16 protein-coding genes and 2 tRNA genes are annotated in these 19,496 nt (G+C 50.2%); 4 read left to right on the top strand and 14 right to left on the bottom strand.

Going from position 1 to position 19,496, the window contains the following annotated elements; genetic code table 11:
• Positions 1–326 precede the first annotated feature (326 nt).
• The 4 genes from NDI52_RS05060 to NDI52_RS05045 all read right to left on the bottom strand — a co-directional run bounded on the left by NDI52_RS05060 (position 327) and on the right by NDI52_RS05045 (position 2,805).
• On the bottom strand, positions 327–710 hold the full coding sequence (locus NDI52_RS05060) for a pentapeptide repeat-containing protein (RefSeq protein WP_190773341.1): 384 nt from the start codon (positions 708–710) through the stop codon (positions 327–329).
• 33 nt (positions 711–743) lie between these two features.
• On the bottom strand, positions 744–935 hold the full coding sequence (gene rpsU, locus NDI52_RS05055; RefSeq protein ID WP_190773342.1) for a 30S ribosomal protein S21: 192 nt from the start codon (positions 933–935) through the stop codon (positions 744–746).
• A 167-nt stretch (positions 936–1,102) separates the two neighbouring features.
• Positions 1,103–1,417, bottom strand: coding sequence for an RNA-binding protein (locus NDI52_RS05050; RefSeq protein ID WP_190773343.1), 315 nt, complete (start codon positions 1,415–1,417; stop codon positions 1,103–1,105).
• Between the two features lie 905 nt (positions 1,418–2,322).
• The gene (locus NDI52_RS05045) at positions 2,323–2,805 is read right to left on the bottom strand and encodes a hemerythrin domain-containing protein (RefSeq protein ID WP_190773344.1); all 483 of its coding nucleotides are present in this window, start codon (positions 2,803–2,805) and stop codon (positions 2,323–2,325) included.
• Positions 2,806–3,797: 992 nt separating this feature from the next.
• Here NDI52_RS05045 and NDI52_RS05040 point away from each other — a divergent pair.
• On the top strand, positions 3,798–3,971 hold the full coding sequence (locus NDI52_RS05040) for a hypothetical protein (protein ID WP_348256320.1): 174 nt from the start codon (positions 3,798–3,800) through the stop codon (positions 3,969–3,971).
• Between the two features lie 235 nt (positions 3,972–4,206).
• Here NDI52_RS05040 and NDI52_RS05035 read toward each other — a convergent pair whose 3' ends face one another.
• Complete coding sequence (locus NDI52_RS05035) at positions 4,207–4,773, bottom strand: NUDIX hydrolase (protein ID WP_190773346.1); 567 nt, start codon at positions 4,771–4,773, stop codon at positions 4,207–4,209.
• Positions 4,774–5,140: 367 nt separating this feature from the next.
• Here NDI52_RS05035 and NDI52_RS05030 point away from each other — a divergent pair, with 367 nt between their 5' ends.
• Positions 5,141–5,332, top strand: coding sequence for a DUF2795 domain-containing protein (locus tag NDI52_RS05030; RefSeq protein WP_190773347.1), 192 nt, complete (start codon positions 5,141–5,143; stop codon positions 5,330–5,332).
• A gap of 297 nt (positions 5,333–5,629) precedes the next feature.
• On the opposite strand, the gene NDI52_RS05025 is transcribed toward NDI52_RS05030, so the two are convergent.
• The gene (locus tag NDI52_RS05025; RefSeq protein ID WP_190773348.1) at positions 5,630–6,832 is read right to left on the bottom strand and encodes an argininosuccinate synthase; all 1,203 of its coding nucleotides are present in this window, start codon (positions 6,830–6,832) and stop codon (positions 5,630–5,632) included.
• Between the two features lie 376 nt (positions 6,833–7,208).
• Positions 7,209–8,333 (bottom strand): geranylgeranyl reductase family protein, encoded by a 1,125-nt coding sequence (locus tag NDI52_RS05020; protein WP_190773349.1) that lies wholly within the window; start codon positions 8,331–8,333, stop codon positions 7,209–7,211.
• 289 nt (positions 8,334–8,622) lie between these two features.
• Between NDI52_RS05020 and NDI52_RS05015 the strand changes: the two genes are divergently transcribed.
• Positions 8,623–9,162, top strand: a complete 540-nt coding sequence (locus NDI52_RS05015; protein WP_190773350.1) for a GNAT family N-acetyltransferase — start codon at positions 8,623–8,625, stop codon at positions 9,160–9,162.
• A 137-nt stretch (positions 9,163–9,299) separates the two neighbouring features.
• On the opposite strand, the gene fba is transcribed toward NDI52_RS05015, so the two are convergent.
• From fba to NDI52_RS04990, 5 genes are all read right to left on the bottom strand, one after another.
• Complete coding sequence (gene fba / locus NDI52_RS05010) at positions 9,300–10,382, bottom strand: class II fructose-bisphosphate aldolase (RefSeq protein ID WP_190773351.1); 1,083 nt, start codon at positions 10,380–10,382, stop codon at positions 9,300–9,302.
• Between the two features lie 433 nt (positions 10,383–10,815).
• Positions 10,816–10,887 (bottom strand) — tRNA-Lys (locus NDI52_RS05005).
• Between the two features lie 81 nt (positions 10,888–10,968).
• Positions 10,969–11,040 (bottom strand) — tRNA-Lys (locus NDI52_RS05000).
• 263 nt (positions 11,041–11,303) lie between these two features.
• Positions 11,304–12,176: an aldose epimerase gene (locus NDI52_RS04995; protein ID WP_190773352.1), complete on the bottom strand. Its 873-nt coding sequence runs from the start codon at positions 12,174–12,176 to the stop codon at positions 11,304–11,306.
• A gap of 13 nt (positions 12,177–12,189) precedes the next feature.
• Positions 12,190–14,487, bottom strand: a complete 2,298-nt coding sequence (locus NDI52_RS04990; protein ID WP_199307907.1) for a CapA family protein — start codon at positions 14,485–14,487, stop codon at positions 12,190–12,192.
• 583 nt (positions 14,488–15,070) lie between these two features.
• Here NDI52_RS04990 and NDI52_RS04985 point away from each other — a divergent pair.
• On the top strand, positions 15,071–16,381 hold the full coding sequence (locus NDI52_RS04985) for a pentapeptide repeat-containing protein (protein ID WP_190773353.1): 1,311 nt from the start codon (positions 15,071–15,073) through the stop codon (positions 16,379–16,381).
• 225 nt (positions 16,382–16,606) lie between these two features.
• On the opposite strand, the gene metK is transcribed toward NDI52_RS04985, so the two are convergent.
• The gene (metK, locus tag NDI52_RS04980; protein ID WP_190773354.1) at positions 16,607–17,869 is read right to left on the bottom strand and encodes a methionine adenosyltransferase; all 1,263 of its coding nucleotides are present in this window, start codon (positions 17,867–17,869) and stop codon (positions 16,607–16,609) included.
• Positions 17,870–18,740: 871 nt separating this feature from the next.
• Positions 18,741–19,481 (bottom strand): HAD family hydrolase, encoded by a 741-nt coding sequence (locus NDI52_RS04975; protein WP_190773355.1) that lies wholly within the window; start codon positions 19,479–19,481, stop codon positions 18,741–18,743.
• Positions 19,482–19,496: the final 15 nt, after the last annotated feature.

Genomic DNA, 19,496 nt, shown 5'->3' with positions numbered 1-19,496 from the left:
ATAGCCTTATAACGCTGTGCAAATGCGTTAAGTACAGCAACGGTGGTGTGGGGCACTTCGTACCCCACACCACCGTACTTAATCAACGTGCACTGTACTACATACAATCTGGTTAACCTCAACTCTCTTAAGCCAAACTCAGGCTTGTTAAGAGAGTTCAATTTTTGAAAAGCTGTGCTCTGCACAGCTTTTCAAAAATAAAGGGTTTGAAACATGACTAAACAGCCTCAAAAACAAATGTAGCTCCCTTTGCTAAACCCCTTAAAGAGGTGTCACAAAAAGAACTACAATTTGCAGACTGATTGACTTCAAGAAACAGAGGATTGTTAAGCAATACCTTCAGCTGTACCTACAGCGGCCAAAGCGGTTTGATCTAAGCAAGCTTGCTCCAAGTTTGCTCTATCTAAATTAGCTTTGGAGAGGTTTGCAGAGGTTAAATCTGCATGAGTCAGATTAGCCCCAATCAAGACGGCTCCGGTGAAGTCAGCCCCTGTCAAGTTTGAGTGACTGAAGTCTACATTTCCCAACGTTGCATTTCGAAAATCTGCGCCGCTCAGGTTAGAACAACTCAAGTTTGCGCTGGTTAGATTAGCCCCGTTGAAATTTACATTTCTCAGGTTCGCGTTTCTGAGCCGGGCAGCAATCAAGTTGAGCCGACTAAAGTCACGCTGTCCTGCGGCATATCGGCTTAAAAGCTCGTGGATATTCATTGGGATAGCTCAAAGATTCGGCGCGAACAAAACTTACTGGTAGCGGAAACGTTGTCTCCGCTGTCTATGCTTTGCCACGGCTTTCCGCTTAGCTTTCTCTAGCGGAGTCTCGAAGTGTCTCTTTTTCTTGACGTCCTGAAGAATCCCAGCCTTAGAAACTTGACGCTTAAAGCGTCGTAGTGCCGACTCAATTCCTTCATTTTCTCCCAAAATTACCTGGGTCACTCTGCATCCTCCTCCGAATCAACATTTAACAGCGGTCACGTGAAAGTTATAGCTTAAAAGCCTATAACTACCAACAGAACTAGAGCCAAAAGAGATGGAGACCGCTTGTCGGGTATTTTACCCAATTCCAAGGCAGTAATCCTTCCCTTTTGGCTCAAAACTTTAGCTTAGTAGCGACGGTCGTTACGACGATTTCCGCCGCCACCGCCACTCCAGCCGCCGCCAGAAGAGCCACGCTCTTCCCGGGGTCTTGCTTTGTTAACTTTTAGATCGCGGCCCATCCACTCAGCACCATCCAATGCGTCGATCGCACTGGCTTCCTGAGCTTCTGTTTCCATTTCTACGAATGCAAAACCGCGGAATCGCCCGGTTTCACGATCCATAGGGAGCTGAACACGCTTAACCGTGCCGTACTCTGCGAATGCCTGTTCAAGATCTTCTTGGGTAACTTGGTAGGCCAAATTTCCAACGTAAATCGACATGAGATTCCTCCGAATCAAGAGAGTGTAGAGAAGCTAGATCCGGAGAAAACAACATTTGCTGTAATAAACAAATTGGAGTTCCAGAACCCAAAACCATCTTTACGCTACGACTATAACACAGCCAACGGAACTGTAATATTCTGTAAAATTTCGTGAGGTCTCCTGGCAAGAACGTGCGATCGCCCTTCCCCATAGGTAAGTTCAAACTTACTGTTTTATTCTATACACCCCAGGAGTTCCTGCTTCAAAAACGAGGAATATAGCTAAATAAGCGCACCTCCTACTGCCTAAGAACAAAACATACCTTACATCAGCGTCAATTTCAAATCAGCTAAATGGCCTGTTTTTGTATGCGCAAAGCATACGCAGAAACAGTTTTTATGGCTGTGCAGCTCACGTTCGCCAAAAAACTTAGCCCAGCCTCAGGTTTCGTTGTTCACAATTTAAGGCTATTTTCCCTGAAAATTTCGGCAATATTTAGTGTAGAGCATTAATCTTTGATTATGTTTTTTGTGGGAAGTGCAAGTTGAATATCCTCTTTTCTGTTACTAGAGATAGCAAAAAAGAGAGTGAATAGACCTAAACACATAACTCTTACAATAAGGTACGAAGTTCCATATACATCCTTCGTACCTTATTAGATCGGAAAACGCTTTAGAATGCGTTTACTCTTAGCGTTATGCACATCCTATATTTGGGTTTTATGTTAATGAATAGCTACCAGAATTTTTGTAAGGTCGTAGCTCCTACAAAAAAACAAACTCAACTTTTTGGGTAGGTAATTAGAATTAATAGGACCCAAAAGGCTATGCCGCCCGCGTCGTGGGCGGCATAGCCTTTTGGGTCCTATTAATTAGGCTGAGCTACTTAGCACTGGATACCCGGTACTAAAAATTGATAGGACGCTAACTATTATTGGCAAGAAGCGCTTCTATATCGGCTTCCAGGTTAGATTTAGTCTGCTGAAATTCCTGGCCCAGGTTTTGCAGCAGGTCTTCATCCATACATTCGCGAATGGTGTCAAAGATCTCACTTTCTTCTTCTTCGATATGGTGCATCATGGCATCTTTCAGATCCATGATCATGTCAGCGAAATCTTCGTCGCCGGGTTCCATTGCCTTCATCTGCTCCAACATAACTTTGACGGAGGTATGCTCTTCCTCTGCCTCTTCGATGTATTGGGCAGTTTCTTCGAACTCCCGCATTGCTGGATAGAAGACAACTTCTTCAGCCTGGGCGTGAAGATTTAATGCTTTATAGATTTGCTTAAAGCAATCTTGTAGTTTTTTCCCTTTTGCCTTTTCAGCCTGCTCAAAAAGTTGTTCAGCTTGCCGGTGATCAGCTTCGATCAGGGAAAGAATATCAGTTGCTGCTTGTGATTTAGCCATGGGTCCACCTCGTCATCTGAATAATCAGTGTCTAATCCGATGCAACATAGAGGGTGTTTGAAAAGTGTGTATTTCGTTCTCTACACGCACGAAAAACAACCCTGTCAGGGTGTCTTTTCAAACGGCCTCGTAGGCTAATTCTTCAGATTAGCTTGGCTTAAGAGTCTCACTAAAGCCCCCTTAAAATCCTCATTCTTTTGACTGAGTTACTATTTCGCCTAAATGCAAAATAATTGATCCTTTCCTTAGGCAGACCTGAATTAAAGTTATCGCTTCCATTAGACAGACGAAAGTTAATAGTAGACTTTTTAGGATCGGTGAGTCAGTGAGTGGGGGGTTGACTTATTCATGAGCCTCATGTTTCTTGATGAACCCAAGACACTTGCTACACAATCACAAAGCCCATACATTTCTATTTTTATGTCGACCTATCGGGCTAGTGCGGAAGTGCTTCAAAATCCCATTCGCTTTAAGAATTTACTGCGGTAAGCAGACACCGATTTGCAAGCCTATAGCCTTCGCTCTACAGATATCAATAATCCTTTGGAGCCAGCCCAAGATTTAGATCGCTTAGAATTTTAGGAGCGTCAAAATGAAGGACTTGCGCTTTTTATTGCGTCTAATTTCTTCCGGTATTACTGTTTGCCAATAACATTTTTTGAGCAAGATCGAGAGGTAGCGATCGCCCACTACTTCGAACTCACTAACACGGGTTGTACCTCTACTGACCTGAAAGAAACCGTTTCATGTGCCTTGTTCAGGCGCATTGAGGAGTTGTTGGTAGCAGTCGGTGTAACAACGGGGCCGTTTTGGCTCCGACAACAACGAGCTGACTGTTCACAACGAAGCAGAACCTGGTCATGAAAATTTGCTCAATGCTGCTACCTAAACCCTGCTAAATGGTGGAACTGTGTATGCCGTTTCACCCGAACAGGTGCCCGATGCCACATCTGTGGCTGCTGTCCTTCGTTGTTAATCAAGGAGAATCCTAAATGAATACTACTCAAGGGGACGATCGCTCTACTCAAAACGAGTCCCAATCTCAAACTGTGCAGCCCGAATCAGGAGCTGTAGAGGATCGAGAACTACGGCAAGACATTCGCCAGAGTTCTCCTACAAACCCACGGGTTGAGGATAAGAACGAAGAGGCCATGGAAGAGCCTTAAGCGCGATCGCTGTTCACATTTAGAACATCAGGAAAGGGTTGGGGATTAACCCCAACCCCTTGGTTTAGGTAGGGACGTTTCCAAACCGAAATTTGCTTATGCCCTGGCTTAAATGAATCCGTCTCGTACCAAAGCCCCTAAGGACCACAAATAAAACACCCTGTAATTCCTTTGTGGGAGTGACGGTTTTGCCGTCACTCCCACAAAGGAATTGCAGGCTATTAAATGCACAATTCTATAGAATCCCGGCACTAAAGCACTTGTCTAGCATCCGTTGCATGCTGCTATCCAGAATGTCTGGTGTCAATTCTTCAATGGAAAACCATCGTCCCTGCTCTACATCCGTTGCGGGAACGATAGGTTGTGATTCCGTCAGACACAGATAGCGGATGTCAAAGTGCTGATGGGTAGGGTAGGGCGGTCTGGCCGGAATAGGATGGACGTCCACATCGAAAAGCTGAGCACGAGATGAGGCGACGGCCAATCCCATTTCCTCTGCCACTTCTCGAAGGGCGGCGGCAAGAATATCTGTTTCGCCAGGGTCAACATGGCCTCCAGGCTGCAACCACCGTTGTAAGCCCTTGTGAAAAATGAGGCCGACCTGCCGAGTGTCTACTGCCACAACCCAGGCGCTTGCAGTGATGTGACCTGGAGAATAGCGATCGCGATCCAGGGGATCGTCACAGGTTTCGATTAACTGCAAAATAGTGTCTTGATGACTGGCTTCTATCTCGTTTGCAGGGATATGGTGTTGAATCGCCTCCGCTAACCTCTGGCGAATTATTGGGCTTAATTTTGCCATGATAGTTAACTCTATTTTTCTGCAGCATTTCCCGATTCAATAAAGTATGAGAGGGCTGTGAGACTTCGTTTCACACCTCCTCCTGTACTTTATAGACTGTGCATGCTGTTTGTAAATTTTGCTAGGGATAAAGGCTTATATAGTTGCCCTGAAAATTATCCTTCTAAATTCGGGTATTTCTAGAGATCCTGCCAGGGGGAACGCCTATTGGCGTACTTCAGAGGAGTGATGTATGGAGTGAGTGGTCATTGCTCTTTCAGAACGGATATTTGATTTTATGGGCATTGATTTTACGACTATTGAAAGAGGAGTTTGATAATAGCAGTTCTTAGACTGTTTCTGTACAGACCACACGGAGCTTACAGCGATGGCGGTTTCTCCAATTGACATTACGAAGGCTTTAGGTGGCATGGATTTTCCCGCATCTAAGCAAGAACTCGTGGATCATGCTAATGGAAAAAAAGTAGATAAAGAAGTGCTGGATCTGCTGAAGCGCTTGCCTGACCAACAGTATGAAACCATGCGAGATGTTGAGCACGCTTACAGTGAAGTTCGTTAGCTTTTCCCCTGTCACTTCGAATTGCTATAGACGCGACTGAATTAAAATTCAACCCTTCCCAAAGAGCAAAAAAGCCTCGGATTCTCCGAGGCTTTTTCTTATAGCAATATACAAGTGCGTTAAGTACAGCAACGGTGGTGTAGGGCACGAGGTGCCCCACACCACCGTACTTAATCAACGTTCACAGCGCTATATATACGGACGCTTTAAGAGGAGGCTTACTCTTCTAAAAAGGCAGTCTTGAAAGGCGTATTTTTCATACTTGTTTGATACGAAAAATACATCTTCCCAATAGGTTTAGCCTCGCATCTTTTCAGACCATACACGGGTGGGTAGGCCCCAGACGTAGATGAAGCCTTCGGCGGCCTTGTGATCGAATTGATCCTCAGCACCATAGGTTGCCAGGTCAGGGGTGTAGAGAGATGTTTCAGACTTACGACCGACAATGGTGGCATTGCCCTTAAACAGCTTCACTCGCACCGTACCCGAAACCCGCTCCTGGGTTTGTTGAACAAAGGCGTCCAGTGCACCCTTTAGGGGGCTATACCAGAGGCCGTTGTACACCAACTGAGAATAGGTTTCTTCGATACCACGCTTGTAGTGGCTAACATCGGCTGTCAGAGTTAAGCTTTCCAGATCGCGGTGCGCCTGGATTAGCACCAGCAGAGCGGGAGCTTCATAAATCTCGCGAGATTTAATCCCTACGAGACGGTTTTCAACCATGTCGATGCGGCCGACGCCATGGTTACCCACATGCTCATTCAACTGACCTACCAGATCCAGTGGTGCTAAGAACTGGCCATTCAGGCTGACGGGAATGCCACGCTCGAAGCCAATCTCGATATAGTCGGGCTCGTTGGGGGTGTCGGCGATCGCCTTCGTCATCGCATAAATTTCTTCCAGAGGCTCTGTCCAGGGGTCTTCTAAGGGACCAGCTTCAATACTGCGGCCCAGTAAGTTGCGGTCAATGCTGTAAGGAGACGATTTCTTAACAGGAGCCGGAATGCCAAACTGCTCACCATACGCAATGGTTTGCTCCCGGCTCATACCCCATTCCCGTGCGGGGGCGAGTACCTTCAGGTTAGGGTTAAGGGCCGCGATGGATACGTCAAAGCGCACCTGGTCGTTTCCTTTACCCGTGCAACCATGAGCTACGGCATCGGCACCGTACTTTTCGGCGGCCTCTACCAACAGCTTTGCGATCAAAGGACGGGCTAGAGCTGTTGAAAGAGGATAGCGGTTCTCGTACAGAGCGTTCGCCTGGATCGCAGGGAATGCGTAGTCCTTAATGAAGTCCGCTTTGGCATCCGCAACCAACGAAATAGATGCCCCAGAATCTTCGGCTTTCTTCTGAATAGGTCCTAATTCTTCTCCCTGACCCAGATCTGCCGCCAGGGTAATCACTTCTTTCACACCCCACTCTTCTTTGAGATAGGGAATACAAACGGAGGTGTCCACCCCACCCGAATATGCCAGTACGACCTTTTCGGCGCGACCCATGATACCTGAACCTGAGAGAAATACAACCTTCCCATTATCAAATGAATTGGCACAAATTCTGTTCACCAAGTACGGACAGATAAAACGAAATTGTCACAGCTTCGTGAAAGAAATATAGCAAGGCTCACTTTTATAGCGCTGCGCGCTCAGAACCAGGAATTTTGTTTTTGAAAAGCCTTGATGAGCAAAGCTTTTCAAAACAAAATTCCTGCGTGAATCGTTGCGCAGCAAAGCTGGGCAACGCACGCCCTCAAAACCCGCTTTATGCAGGAGGTCTAATAAACTTGTCCTACCAGATTGCGCAGATTTTTATAAGAGCAATACAGAGTGGGCACCGCATTACGCGCCGCCCACTCTGTATTGCTCTTATAAAAATCTAGCCTGAGATTAAACCAGCTGTTAGTCGACGAATAGCCCGATTCGCTACATCTCCATAGGTTACTTTGCCAGCAAGAATTTCCGCCATCCGCTGGGTGGCTGACGGGCGTTTAATTCCCAGCTTGTACCCAATCTTGGGAACCTTGTAGAACGCGCCAGCTAGCTTTTGGGCCCAGGCCATTTCTCGGCCCCACTCCTGTTGAATGATAGCCGTATAGTTTTCTAAAGCGTTGCGATCGCCCCCTACAGCCCGGTCAATCGCCTCCGCTGCCTTCACCCCTGTAAAGATTGACGGACGAATGCCTTCTGCCGTCATTGGGTCCACCACACAAGCGGCTTCCCCAGCTAAAAGCGCATTTTGAGTATGCAAAACTTGATCGCCATCCCAGAGGCAGAGGGGGTGGCCATGTTGCCGAGTTTCCTTCAGGTCAACCTTAAAGGAGGCAGCATATTCTGTAAGAATTGCTCTAAAATCCTGAGATTCTCCACCTCGGAAGGCCCCTATGCCGATGGAATATCCATCCGCTTTCGGGAAGTTCCAGATGTAGCCGTTCTTCACCATGCCAAACTCGAAGTGAACGGTGTCGGGCCGCTCGATGGGTACATCAGCCTCGACTTCCAGAGCACCGCCCATCCGGCGCTTGCGATCCTTAAAACCCAGCCATCGGGACATTAAACCCTTGGCTCCGTCAGCTGCTATCAGGTAACGTCCATGAAACTGATCGGTTCCGGTATTAACCTGCCAATGATCGGACTGGAAGCTGATGCTGGTCACTTCTGTCCCATCTTTCAGTTCTGCACCCTGCTCCTGGGCTTTTTTGACTAGAAAGTGATCAAAAACATCCCGACGTACCATCCAGATAGGTTGCAGAGAATCGAGCTTTGCTTCTACCGGGTCTTCCATGTCCCAGGTGTAGCGAATGGTGTCAATTTTGAGAGAGATAGCCGGGCTAAAGTCGAAGTCAAACCACTCCGCCACTTGAGGAGAGACACCGCCACCGCAGGGTTTGTAACGCGGTAGGGTAGCTTTTTCCAGCAGTAGCACCGATCGCCCGCGCTTTGCCAAGTGGTAGGCAGCACTGCCTCCTGCTGGTCCTGCGCCTACAATAATGCAGTCGTACATGGTGGAACAGTCACTCCTGACGTGATGGCTCTGTTCTATATAATCGTTGCTTGGTAAAACTGTCTACCGATTTATAGAGAGATTTTGTGCTCTTACAGGGGCCAAGAAATATCTACTTCTTAGGTAAGAGTGATGCTCACAGTGTCACTCTTACCTAAGAAGTGAAAGCAGAAGCGACCGATTGGAAACTTCTTACCTTGAGAGAGAATAGAGTTGCCCCGAGAGCGATCGCCCCTTGTCTCTCTCAAGTCCGGTGTACAAAACTCATACCGACCCAGGAAGGAGCACCATGATGCAGAGTCGTGTGGCGTTAGAATCTTTCGATGGCCGACAGCATGAGGCATTGTTGAAGAACTGGTTATTGGCTCCCCATGTAGCACAATGGTGGAAACATCCAGAACGGCATTTGGCGATCGCGCTCAAACCTCCCTCCTCTCACCAGCAAGCGATCATTACTGTCGATGAGCAAGCAGTAGGCTACGTCTACTGGCAACGGGCGTCCGCGAACAGTCTGGCAAAAGCCCGTTTAAATCACATTCCGGCTGGATCTATCGCTGTCAGCCTCCTAATTGGAGAGGCACCTCGATTAGGGCAACGCATTGGGCCACGGGCATTACGCCTGCTCCTGGGAGAACTCCGCCGTGATCCATCCATTCCCCTTGTGAAAGGGGCAGTGCCTGCACATCATACCGCTGCGATTCGGGCCTATGAGAAGGCAGGGTTCGTGCGATCTCACCCCTACACGCCCCCGGATCCGCGTCCTTATCTACTAATGGTGGTGGACTTACAGCGCCGAGACGAGGATGTACCGAAAACTATCATGCCGTAGGTTGTGTTTCAGACGTATGAATGGTTGTGTGTAACGGGGTAAAGTGCTCCTTACACGGCATCAATAGAGAAAAGAGCCGGGCATTGCCCGGCTCTTGTGTCAGAACTTTATGCAGAAATCTGAGCAGTAATTAGAGACTAGACCTTAACAGCGCTCTTAACGCTGGTTTGAGTCAGTTCGCCTTTCTTATACTTAGCAGCGAAGATCTCCATGCCAACTTGCTTGATCTTGCTAGCTTGACCGGCGGTTCCGAACTGCACATAGCGATCCGCACATACTTTCTGCATGTACTTAATGGAAGGCTTCAGGAAGTGGCGGGGGTCAAACTCTTTGGTGTTGGCAGCCAGAGCTTCCCGAACCGCAGCGGTGATCGCCAAACGGTTGTCGGTGTCGATGTTCACTTTACGAACACCGCTCTTAATACCCTTTTGGATTTCCTCGACGGGTACGCCATAGGTTTCAGGAATCGTTCCACCGTACTGGTTGATTAGCTCAATCAGATCTTCGGGAACGGAGGAGGAACCATGCATCACCAGGTGGGTGTTGGGCAGACGGCTGTGGATTTCCTCAATACGGCTGATCGCCAGGATTTCACCCGTGGGTTTACGGGTGAACTTGTAAGCGCCGTGGCTGGTGCCGATGGCAACGGCCAGAGCATCCACTTGAGTCCGCTCAACGAAGTCTACCGCTTCGTCGGGGTCGGTCAGCAGCATGGAGTGATCTAACTCACCCTCGAAGCCGTGGCCGTCTTCTGCTTCGCCTTTACCAGTTTCGAGAGAACCCAGGCAACCCAGTTCGCCTTCAACAGAAGCGCCAATAGCGTGGGCTACCTTCACAACTTCACTGGTAACAGCCACGTTGTACTCGTAGCTAGCGGGGGTCTTAGCGTCAGCTTCCAAAGAACCGTCCATCATGACGCTGGTGAAGTTGTTCTTCAGAGCGGAGTAGCAGGTTGCTGGCTCGTTACCGTGATCCTGGTGCATCACGATGGGGATATGAGGGTAGGTTTCCACCGCAGCCAGAATCAGGTGACGGAGGAAGTTCTCACCGGCATAGTTACGAGCGCCGCGAGAAGCTTGCAGGATCACAGGGCTGTCGGTTTCGTTGGCAGCCTGCATAATCGCCTGGATTTGCTCCATGTTGTTGACGTTGAATGCGGGGATGCCGTAACCGTTTTCGGCTGCGTGATCCAGCAACAACCGCATTGGTACAAGCGCCATAAAAAATCCTCCTGGACTTCGGGTGAGCTAGTTTTAGTAGGCAGAGTCAATCCTTAGGATAATCTTAAGGTAATTTGCCGCATTAAATCAGAGATACCCCTCTATCTCAACAGGAGAATAAGCAAAAATCACTATTTGTTTTTCTGATTCTTTAGATGGACTTTCATTAAATTTGTTGAAGCTTCTTTCGTAAGATTCCTCAACCCTTTGCCGGATAAGCTTTTGGTACTTATGAGCTGTCTTGCCAGTTCATAAGAAGCGTGCGTTGAATAACCTGTAATTCTTCGTGTGAGAGGGGCAGTTTTGCATCCCCTCTCACACGAAGAATTACAGGTTGTTTTAGTGAGCCTAAACTAAAAAATTTTCAAGACTTTGGATGCTCTATGGGCACACCCTATATCCTGAAAAATTTTATTTATTAAAAATGTAAAAATGGGTCGCCTGGGATTCGAACCCAGGACCAATCGGTTAAAAGCCGAGTGCTCTACCGCTGAGCTAGCGACCCGCTCGCTTGCCTTTCAGGCGTCGGTAACCTCAGACATTATGGCGTTGCCATAACGCCCCTCTTAAGAGCTTTCCTGAAAGATGGGTCGCCTGGGATTCGAACCCAGGACCAATCGGTTAAAAGCCGAGTGCTCTACCGCTGAGCTAGCGACCCGCTCACTTGCCTTTCAGGCACAATTACTAACCTAACATAATGGGGAAATATTTACTAACATTTTTAAAAGAATCTGTTTCAGGACTTACGCAAGCCTGCTATCCATAGTGCATTTATGTTGTGGTGGGGTGCTTCGCACCCCACCACAACATAAATGCGTAAGTCCTGTGTTTTTTATCACGCCTCAAGACTTGATAGGCCATAGAAGCCGCAGTTCTTCAAGAACTGCGGCTTCTAATCGTCAGCAAATTTTATGAGCATTGTTAAGCCAGGCTTGAGGCTGTGAGGCGCACAGTTGTGCCAATGGTTGTTTCAGGATCGAGGTTGATCAGGCGATCGCCTGTATTCAGGGCATTTCTCGCCGCCGTCCAGGGCTCCAGGCAGTAAAAATCCTTCTCTTTAAGAGTCCAGAACACCAGCATGGTGTAGGGAGCCGTATAGTCGAGGGTTAGTTTTGTTCCCCGAGATGGGTCTACAACTGTGGCCTGTTGCCTCGATAACTCTCCGAACAGCACATCAATCTCCGGCTGTTCCAGGTCAAAGCTGCCGGCAAAGGCTTGTACCTGGCCGTCTTGCTGGGAGCGAAATTCAGCCGAGGGAATTTCGAACTGAAGCGCACGCTTGTCGCTTGCCTGGAAGTAGGGGTGCAGTCCCAGGGAGAACGGCATAGGAGTTGGGCCGAGATTGGTCACCTCCTGGTGAATCGCCAGTGTCATGCCCTGGAGCCGGTAGCTGAATTGCAGTTGAAAGTCGAAGGGGTAAACGGCACGGGTTGCTTCAGAGCTATTCAGTTCCAGTGTGAGGGATGCCTGATTTTCAGTAGATTGCGTGGTCACGGCCCACGGTAGATTCCGCGCAAACCCATGCTGTTTCAAGCTGTAGCTCTGGCCGTTGTGGGTGTAGGTATCATTCGGCAGATTGCCACAAATCGGAAACAAAATAGGAATACCGCCCCGAATGCTGAGGTTGGGGTCTGCAAACCGTTCCTCATCGAGATAGAGGAGTTCGCGATCGCCCACCGACCACCGCGTTACAATACCACCCCGCTCGGGCACCACCTCCAACCGTGCGGGGGCTTGCTCATCTCGCAGGATGTAGGTGATGTATTGTCGCTGCTCTGTTGTAATCGAAAACACGGGAGAACTCCAATTACAAAGCCGCTTCCTCCGTTGGGGTCGCAGCGGGCTGGTCCTGAGAGGCCCACGTCTCAGCCTCTAACTTCTTTGGTTTCACATCGTTGCTTGCCAGGTCTGAGGGCTCTGGTGCTGGTTTGGCAATGGCCTCAATCGGCTTCTCCACCGTATCGGTCACCTCCTCAGGGATGGAAGTCTCGGTGGGTAGATTCTCAGGTTCTGGGGTAGTTTCGGGCACCAGCATCGCTTCGGGCTCTAATACCTTAGGTTCTGGGGCCTCAGGGGTAGCCTCCTGGGGTTCTAGACTACTGGGTTCTGGATTATTAGATTCTGAGTTATTGGATTCCAGATCCTGGGACGTTGGCGTAGCGTCTGTGGGTGCTTGAGGCTCTAGATTCTCTTGAGGAACTGCTTTTTGAGGAGCCTCCTGAGTGTCTTCCGTTCCATTGGGATAGGTGATGAAGGAATCAGGAGAGGGGGAGGGCTGGGCGTTCGATTCTGCGGGAGGATTGAATTCTGAGGGAGGTGCCGGCTTGTTGGGATCCAGCGCCAGTCGATCCAGGATGGTGGGCGACTTCATGGGCTGAGGGAATAGGGCCGACGAGCGTTCGATATACGTGAGAATGTCTTTGGCTTTCTGCCCAGTGGCGATCGCCGCCTGATTATCCTGCACTTCAACCGGGATAAACTCTAACCGCATCCGGTCATCCTTCAACGACACCTTCAAAACAGCGGAATCATAACTGCTTTGAGCGCTTTGGGGCTGGTCAGCAAAGATGAAATTGCCCAGGGAGTAGGCAATGACGCGGCCTTTATAAATTTCAGCTCCTTGCAATACCTCAGGATGGTAACCCACCACCAGATCTGCACCCTGGTCAATGGCAGAGTGGGCCATTTGAGTTTGCCAATCGGCTGGGTAACTGGCGAGATCCTGGCTCCAGTGATAATTCACAATGACCCAATCAACTTGATTGCGAATGGCAGCAATATCTTCGGCCATTTGCTCCTTGAAGGCGGGGTTGGTACCAGGCCGCCAGCGCCCAGCCGCAAAATCATCCGCGTCGGAATAGCCCAGGTACGCAATCCGCTTGCCTCGCACCTCCACAATGTCAGGGCGGCGTGCTTCCTGCCGGTTACGGCCTGCGCCCACGGGGTGGGCTCCAACCTGCTGCAAGCTTTTCAGGGTCTCTTCCAGTTGGGTAGCTCCTGCTCCGGCTACGCCTTTGCCTGACACATTAACCAGCCGAATGCTAGTGCTGTCTGTGCTCTTGAGGTTGGTGGGTGCATTGTCGGGATTGGCGATCGCCAACGGCTGGTTCAAGTTCGCAAGCATCACATCCGAGCGAGGCAGGAGCCGCTGAGACCGAGGGATGGTGGACTCTGATGCCTGGGTAGATGCAGTCGTGGGGCGGCTCGTTTCCCCTTGAGCGGTGCGGGGGAGGGACGTGCCGGCTGGCCGCTCGGGTTGAGAGGCACTTGTTTTGGGCTTCGTACCCGGCGAAATGGGGGCACCTCCGGCGAAGGTGAGCGTCACAATCGGGTTGTTAGAATTACGCCCACCTTCAATTACAGGAACACGTCCAGACGCCGTCCGAATGGTGGTGCGGTTGTTCATCCAGTCACTGATGACTGCTCCTGCATCTAACTGCTTCCAGGTTTCCAACCCCAACCCCAGCACAAAAATAGCGGCAGCGGCACTGCTAATCCGTTGCAAAAACTTGGGGGTAATGCGCAGGGCAGGGGGCGGCGGAGTCACACGACGGCGACGGCGAGGGGCCGGGGCAGGCTGACGCGCGGGTGGCAAGGTGGCCACTTTCGGGGGTGCGGGTAGGGGCTTCGCGGCAGGGGTATCCGAGATGAGCGCCTGAATTCGGCGTAAATCTTTAGCTCGGTTTTGGGCTGCGGGAGCGGGCTGTTTGGGAGGGTGGGAGCGAGGGGCGGAATGTCGTTGGGGACGAGAACGTCGAGAAGAACGCAGGGCTTTTTTGCGGTGAGCCGGTATCACCAGACGGACAGACGTATCCCATAAAACTTCGGGATCATCCGCAAATCTTGCCAGAATGCGAACACCACGAATCACCTTTGAATTGAGGCGGCAGAGGCGGTGGCAGACAATGCTATTAAGGCAATCCCGTCGAGGCAGTCGCATGAACTCTAGCAGAACCAGCAGAACGCCAGGGCGATCTGCGGCAACCCGAGCGTAGATTCCCTGCGGCACCAGGCAGGCGTTGAGCCAGTAGGCGATCGCTCGAAAATCTCCCAACCGTGCCATTTGAACGGTCGAAGGCTGCGATACATGTTCCAGGTAGTCCATAAGATACCGTGTTCACTCCCCAGGTGTGAGCCAACAGCCTATGTTCTGTGGCTCTACGTTTGTTCTCGTTAGAAATTTTCCCAAAGTTTACCTCAGGAAACCCCCTACGAAGCAACTGTTTTCCTTTTCTACCCAGGCTTTAGACCAATTTTTAGAATTTCTAAGCTTTGTGAGGTGTAAATCTGGCATTGCTCACTTCATAGCAATGTGCAAGTTCGTTAAGTACAGCGCTATGTACCGCATAAAAACCAGTGGCTGCTAAACTCCCGGATTCCTCAAGAATTTAAGGCTCTGAGTACCCTTAATGTTTGCGATCTTCTGGATCTTGTCTCCAGTTTTAGAGTCAGCCTATGTCTCAATCCCGAAGCATTAGGCTCGGCACTGTATCTATCATTGAGTTTTGTTCAGGCAGGCAGCATAATCGGGGCACGTGCCTATCCTTCAACCAGAAGGAGCCATGCTCTTCGGATCACGACAGGATAATGTGAGAGTGCTAGCGTAGCCAACGCGTTTACAAAACATCACGGGTGACTGGATTGGCTGCCTGCCTATATCTGTGCTTCCCTCAATACTCTTATCGTCCATGACTCCAGAGCCAAGCCCTTCAAACCCTAATTCTTCCACTGCGCGCCCCAGCAGCGATAATGGGGCGATCGCTCCTACAAAACCCTGGCTCAATATTGAGCCTGATGACGAATTTCCCATGACCCCCCAACGTGGCTCTGTCGATGAATTACAGAGCGTTGGCTATGCCGAGCCCGGTGGTGGTCGCCGTAAGCCGTTTGACAATACAACCCAGCCCCCCATTGCGCTGGTCTTTTTGACAGCGATCGCCCTGGGTATTACAAGTCTTATCTTTGATCTGGCCTGGATGGGAATTACCGCCGCCATTGTGCTGCTCATTCTCACGGGGCGGGTGCTCTGGCTGGATATTCGTGCGGCATTGAATGAGCTGTTGTCTGCGCGGCAGCGTGTGACGCTGTTGGCCATCATTGGCCTGGTTGTCGCCATTATCAGCCTGTTGCGATTTACCGGAGCAGGGCAGGCTCTGGGAACCTGGTATCTCAGTCTGAGTTGGGACGCGATTGGGGCTACGGGCGAGGTGATCGGTGCCGTAGGGCAAATTTTGATTGCTGTCCTGGCGGTTTATGTGGCTTGGCGGCAGTACATCATTTCACGAGATCTGACTATTCAGCAGAATTTGATTACCCAGCAGCAAACCATTGATTCCTTCTTTCAAGGAATTTCAGAGCTTGTACTGGATGACGAAGGGTTGCTGGAGGATTGGCCCCAGGAGCGGGCGATCGCCGAAGCCCGCACCGCTTCTATTCTCAGTAGTGTCGATGCCGTAGGGAAAGCAAAGGTATTGCGATTTCTCTCGCGTTCGAAGTTACTGACACCTCTGAAGCGCGATCGCCTCCTGGGGCGCGCTATCCTTGACGGCTCCGGGGGGTACGAGGAGGACCGGGATGATGGCATGCGAGTCATTGATCTGGGAATCATCCTCACCGGCGTAAACCTGGAGGGTACCGACCTACGCTGGGTTGACCTGAGTGAAGCCAATCTGATTCGAGCTAACCTGCGCCATTGTGACCTGGTTAAAGCTAACCTGGCCCGCACGATCCTGGTAGACGCCGATTTGTCTGGGGCCGATCTGCAGGGGGTTCGTTTGTTCTATGGCACCTTAGAGCAAGCTACTCCCCGCAGCCGCAGTACCTTTCCCAATTACACGACGGGCGAATATACGGGTGCCGTAGTTGAAGGGGTAGACTTCACAGACGCCAAGCGTATGTCTGAGGAGCAGCGCCGTTACTGCTGTGCCTGGTGTGGTTCCAAGACCCGAGAAACTATCCCCGGGGGTTGCGAAGGTATTCCCAATCGCCTGGGGCGTTAATAAGCGTTACGTTCCTAGAATTTAACGAAAGACCGATGTGGGGAGGGTACGCACACGCCCTACCCACATCGGTCTTTCGTTAGAAACAGGAAGTTTATTTTTAAAGAGCCACAAGGAGCGTAGTTCTTTAAAAGAGGCTATAGAAAGTAGGAGGTGCGCGATGCTTTGCATCACGCACCTCTCTTGAAAAAGAGGGGATGCATCCCCTCTTTTTCACTGTGATCGTTAATTCAGAACGCTTGTCAATACACGGCCTGCTGTCTCTTTCAGCAACTCAGCCTTGTCAGTCTGTTCCCAGGGCAAATCTAGATCTGGGCGACCGAAGTGACCATAGGCAGCCACATCTTGATAGAAGCGGCCACCCCGTTCAGCGGGTAGATGGGTCAGATTGAAGGTTTGGATAATGCCAGCCGGGCGCATCTCGAAGTTAGCCTGAACCAGCTCCAGCAATCGCTCATCAGATACGGTGCCTGTACCAAAGGTATCTACCATGACGCTTACTGGACGGGCAACCCCGATGGCATAGCTGAGTTGTACTTCGCACTTCTCGGCTAGGCCTGCAGCGACAATGTTCTTGGCCACATAGCGGGCAACATAGGCGGCACTACGGTCAACCTTTGTGGGATCCTTACCTGAAAAGGCACCACCACCATGACGGGAGTAACCTCCATAGGTATCAACGATGATTTTCCGTCCGGTTAAACCAGCGTCACCCTGAGGGCCCCCGATCACGAACTTGCCAGTGGGGTTGACCAGGAACCGGGTCTCTGAATCGGGTTGAATGGCAATGTCTGCGAACACAGGTTGTACTACAGCCGTCCACAGATCCTTGCGGATTTGTTCTTGCACAGCGGCAGGATCAGTGATGTCGCCGATTGTTGCTGTGTGCTGGGTGGAAATTAGAATGGTGTCAATGCCGACGGGCTTGCCATCTTCATAGGCTACTGTTACCTGAGTTTTCCCATCGGGGCAGAGGTAGGGGAGCGTTCCATTCTTCCGGACTACCGATAGTTGCCGGGAAACGCGGTGCGCCAAGCTAATAGGCAGAGGCATCAATTCAGGAGTTTCGTTGCAGGCATAGCCAAACATCAAACCCTGGTCGCCTGCTCCGATCGCATCCAATTCCTCATCGCTGGATTGTGCCCGTTGCTCGTGGGCCTGGTTTACCCCCTGAGCAATGTCCGGAGATTGAGCATCTAGGGCGACCAGGACGGAGCAGCTTTCTGCAGAGAAGCCGTTGCCAGCATCGACATAGCCAATCTCAGTAATCTTCTTGCGTACCAGATCGACAAAGTTAACGGTCGCGCTGGAAGAAATTTCGCCAGTTAGCAGCACGAGACCCGTATTAACGACGACTTCAGCTGCCACACGACTACGAGGGTCCTGGGTTAATAATGCGTCCAGGATAGTATCTGAAATCTGATCGCAAATTTTATCGGGATGTCCTTCCGTAACCGACTCGGAGGTAAAAAGATATCGACGGGACAAGGGACTGACCTCTGCTCAACGATGGGTTTGCGTTGCACGTCTTTAACTAATTCAGGGAATTTAGCATAGATCGGGATCGGATTGGCTAGGTATGAAGACACCATGAAGCCTCATTAAAATAGTTTATAAATTTCTATCTAAAAATAATTATTGTATTTTTTGATACATGCTTGTTTGCACTTGCACTGTCGCGCTATGCCACTTGATGAGTCATCCCCTGCTTGGCGTCTGCTTTCTGCCAAACTCCAAAAACCTTTTCTAACAAGGACGTGTTTTAAAGCTCGTTAGAAGGGGTGTTTTTTCGTGCGCAAAGCGGCATGAAGAACTACTAGTACGCTGAGGCTGGAAATCCATCACCTATGTTTTGTGTGGGGTGCGAAGCACCCTACACAAAACATAGGTTGCGAACTTAGGCCGCAGCCTACTAGTTCAATACAGCGAAATATGAATCGTTATTTAGAGGGCGCTGAGCGCAACAGAATCCCCTTGTCTAAAGAACCATGATACGTGACAGCCGTTATCGAAGAATGGCCCTGGCCGTAGCAGAGGTGTTATGTGTAGTCGTTTTTACTGCTGACACCTAGCTAAACGGTTGTGGAATTTTCAAGGTTCGTGCAAATCCTCCCGGTACTGTGTCCTGAGTTTTCCCGGTTAAATCCTCACCTAACGTTATCTGTCAAATTTTGAAATGCTTCTCCTGAGAGTGTTTTGCAGCTTATAGAACTCACTTGAGCGCAAAACCCGCAAAAAAATGATTCCAGGTGAAGGAATTGTAAAGCGAATTGTATATGGAACAACAACGCTTTACTCCCGCCTTATTCGCTGGCTAAACGGTGCTAACTGGAGACTCAACCGGGTTGATGCGATCGCCCTATCCCACAACTTCAATTTCCTCAGGCCGATCCACGACCACAGTTCCTTCTAAAGGGGGTGGGAAGCCTGGCCAACCCCATCGTACCCCAATAGCTCCGGCTCCTAATGCTGCCGCCATCGCTAAATCACCCTGAGCATCACCAATCATGATCGTTTGGACTGGAGTAACCGCGAGCTGTTCACAGATCGTGTCGAGCAGGGTAGGGTCAGGCTTTTCAGGTTTGCCTGGTTCCGCGCCTCCCAGTACCTGAAAGTAGGCATGAAGCTGATAGGTTTCTAGAAAGTCGCGAATATTGGGGGGCGTATCAGAGGACAACACAGCTAGCTTGAGCCCGGCGTCTGCGAGTTGCTGAATCAGCGCTGGAATACCCAGCAACGGAGGGGTTTGGGAGGCGCGGTGGGCTAAGTCCTGATCAGACTGACGAAAGCAGCGCTGTACCAGACGTAAGGAGTCTAGCCAGGGACAACCTGTAGCTGTGACATAGGCCGCAGCAGCAATTTCATTCTCACGACGAGAGCCAACTGCCATCAAGCCGGCCGGGTTCAGGCGATCGCCCTCAACCCCAAAGGCTCGCAGGAGGGGATCTTTTAGACCCGGAAGCTCCTCATTGAGCAATTGACAGCGTCGCAGGGTGAGCGATCGCAAATACCTCTCAACATCTGCCAGAGTACCGTCCTTATCAAAGACAACCGCAGCAATATTTGAAAACTGCGTATTACGGCACCGAATCGTAACCAAGAGCTTTTCTCCTTA

Origin of the sequence: Leptolyngbya sp. PL-A3, from assembly GCF_039962325.1 — a bacterium.
Classification (GTDB): Bacteria; Cyanobacteriota; Cyanobacteriia; order Elainellales; family Elainellaceae; genus Vacuolonema.
Note: the sequence above shows the minus strand (reverse complement) of the source record. Positions and strands in the feature narration are given on the sequence as shown.

What these genes read in the sequence shown, in the direction of transcription:
- fba (WP_190773351.1), bottom strand. Translation starts at nt 10,382, where the DNA reads ATGGCGCTTGTACCAATGCGGTTGTTGCTGGATCACGCAGCCGAAAAC.
- NDI52_RS05020 (WP_190773349.1), bottom strand. Translation starts at nt 8,333, where the DNA reads ATGTACGACTGCATTATTGTAGGCGCAGGACCAGCAGGAGGCAGTGCT.
- NDI52_RS05050 (WP_190773343.1), bottom strand. Translation starts at nt 1,417, where the DNA reads ATGTCGATTTACGTTGGAAATTTGGCCTACCAAGTTACCCAAGAAGAT.
- NDI52_RS04985 (WP_190773353.1), top strand. Translation starts at nt 15,071, where the DNA reads ATGACTCCAGAGCCAAGCCCTTCAAACCCTAATTCTTCCACTGCGCGC.
- NDI52_RS05025 (WP_190773348.1), bottom strand. Translation starts at nt 6,832, where the DNA reads ATGGGTCGCGCCGAAAAGGTCGTACTGGCATATTCGGGTGGGGTGGAC.
- NDI52_RS05060 (WP_190773341.1), bottom strand. Translation starts at nt 710, where the DNA reads ATGAATATCCACGAGCTTTTAAGCCGATATGCCGCAGGACAGCGTGAC.
- NDI52_RS05015 (WP_190773350.1), top strand. Translation starts at nt 8,623, where the DNA reads ATGATGCAGAGTCGTGTGGCGTTAGAATCTTTCGATGGCCGACAGCAT.
- NDI52_RS05045 (WP_190773344.1), bottom strand. Translation starts at nt 2,805, where the DNA reads ATGGCTAAATCACAAGCAGCAACTGATATTCTTTCCCTGATCGAAGCT.
- NDI52_RS05040 (WP_348256320.1), top strand. Translation starts at nt 3,798, where the DNA reads ATGAATACTACTCAAGGGGACGATCGCTCTACTCAAAACGAGTCCCAA.
- NDI52_RS05035 (WP_190773346.1), bottom strand. Translation starts at nt 4,773, where the DNA reads ATGGCAAAATTAAGCCCAATAATTCGCCAGAGGTTAGCGGAGGCGATT.
- NDI52_RS04990 (WP_199307907.1), bottom strand. Translation starts at nt 14,487, where the DNA reads ATGGACTACCTGGAACATGTATCGCAGCCTTCGACCGTTCAAATGGCA.
- NDI52_RS05030 (WP_190773347.1), top strand. Translation starts at nt 5,141, where the DNA reads ATGGCGGTTTCTCCAATTGACATTACGAAGGCTTTAGGTGGCATGGAT.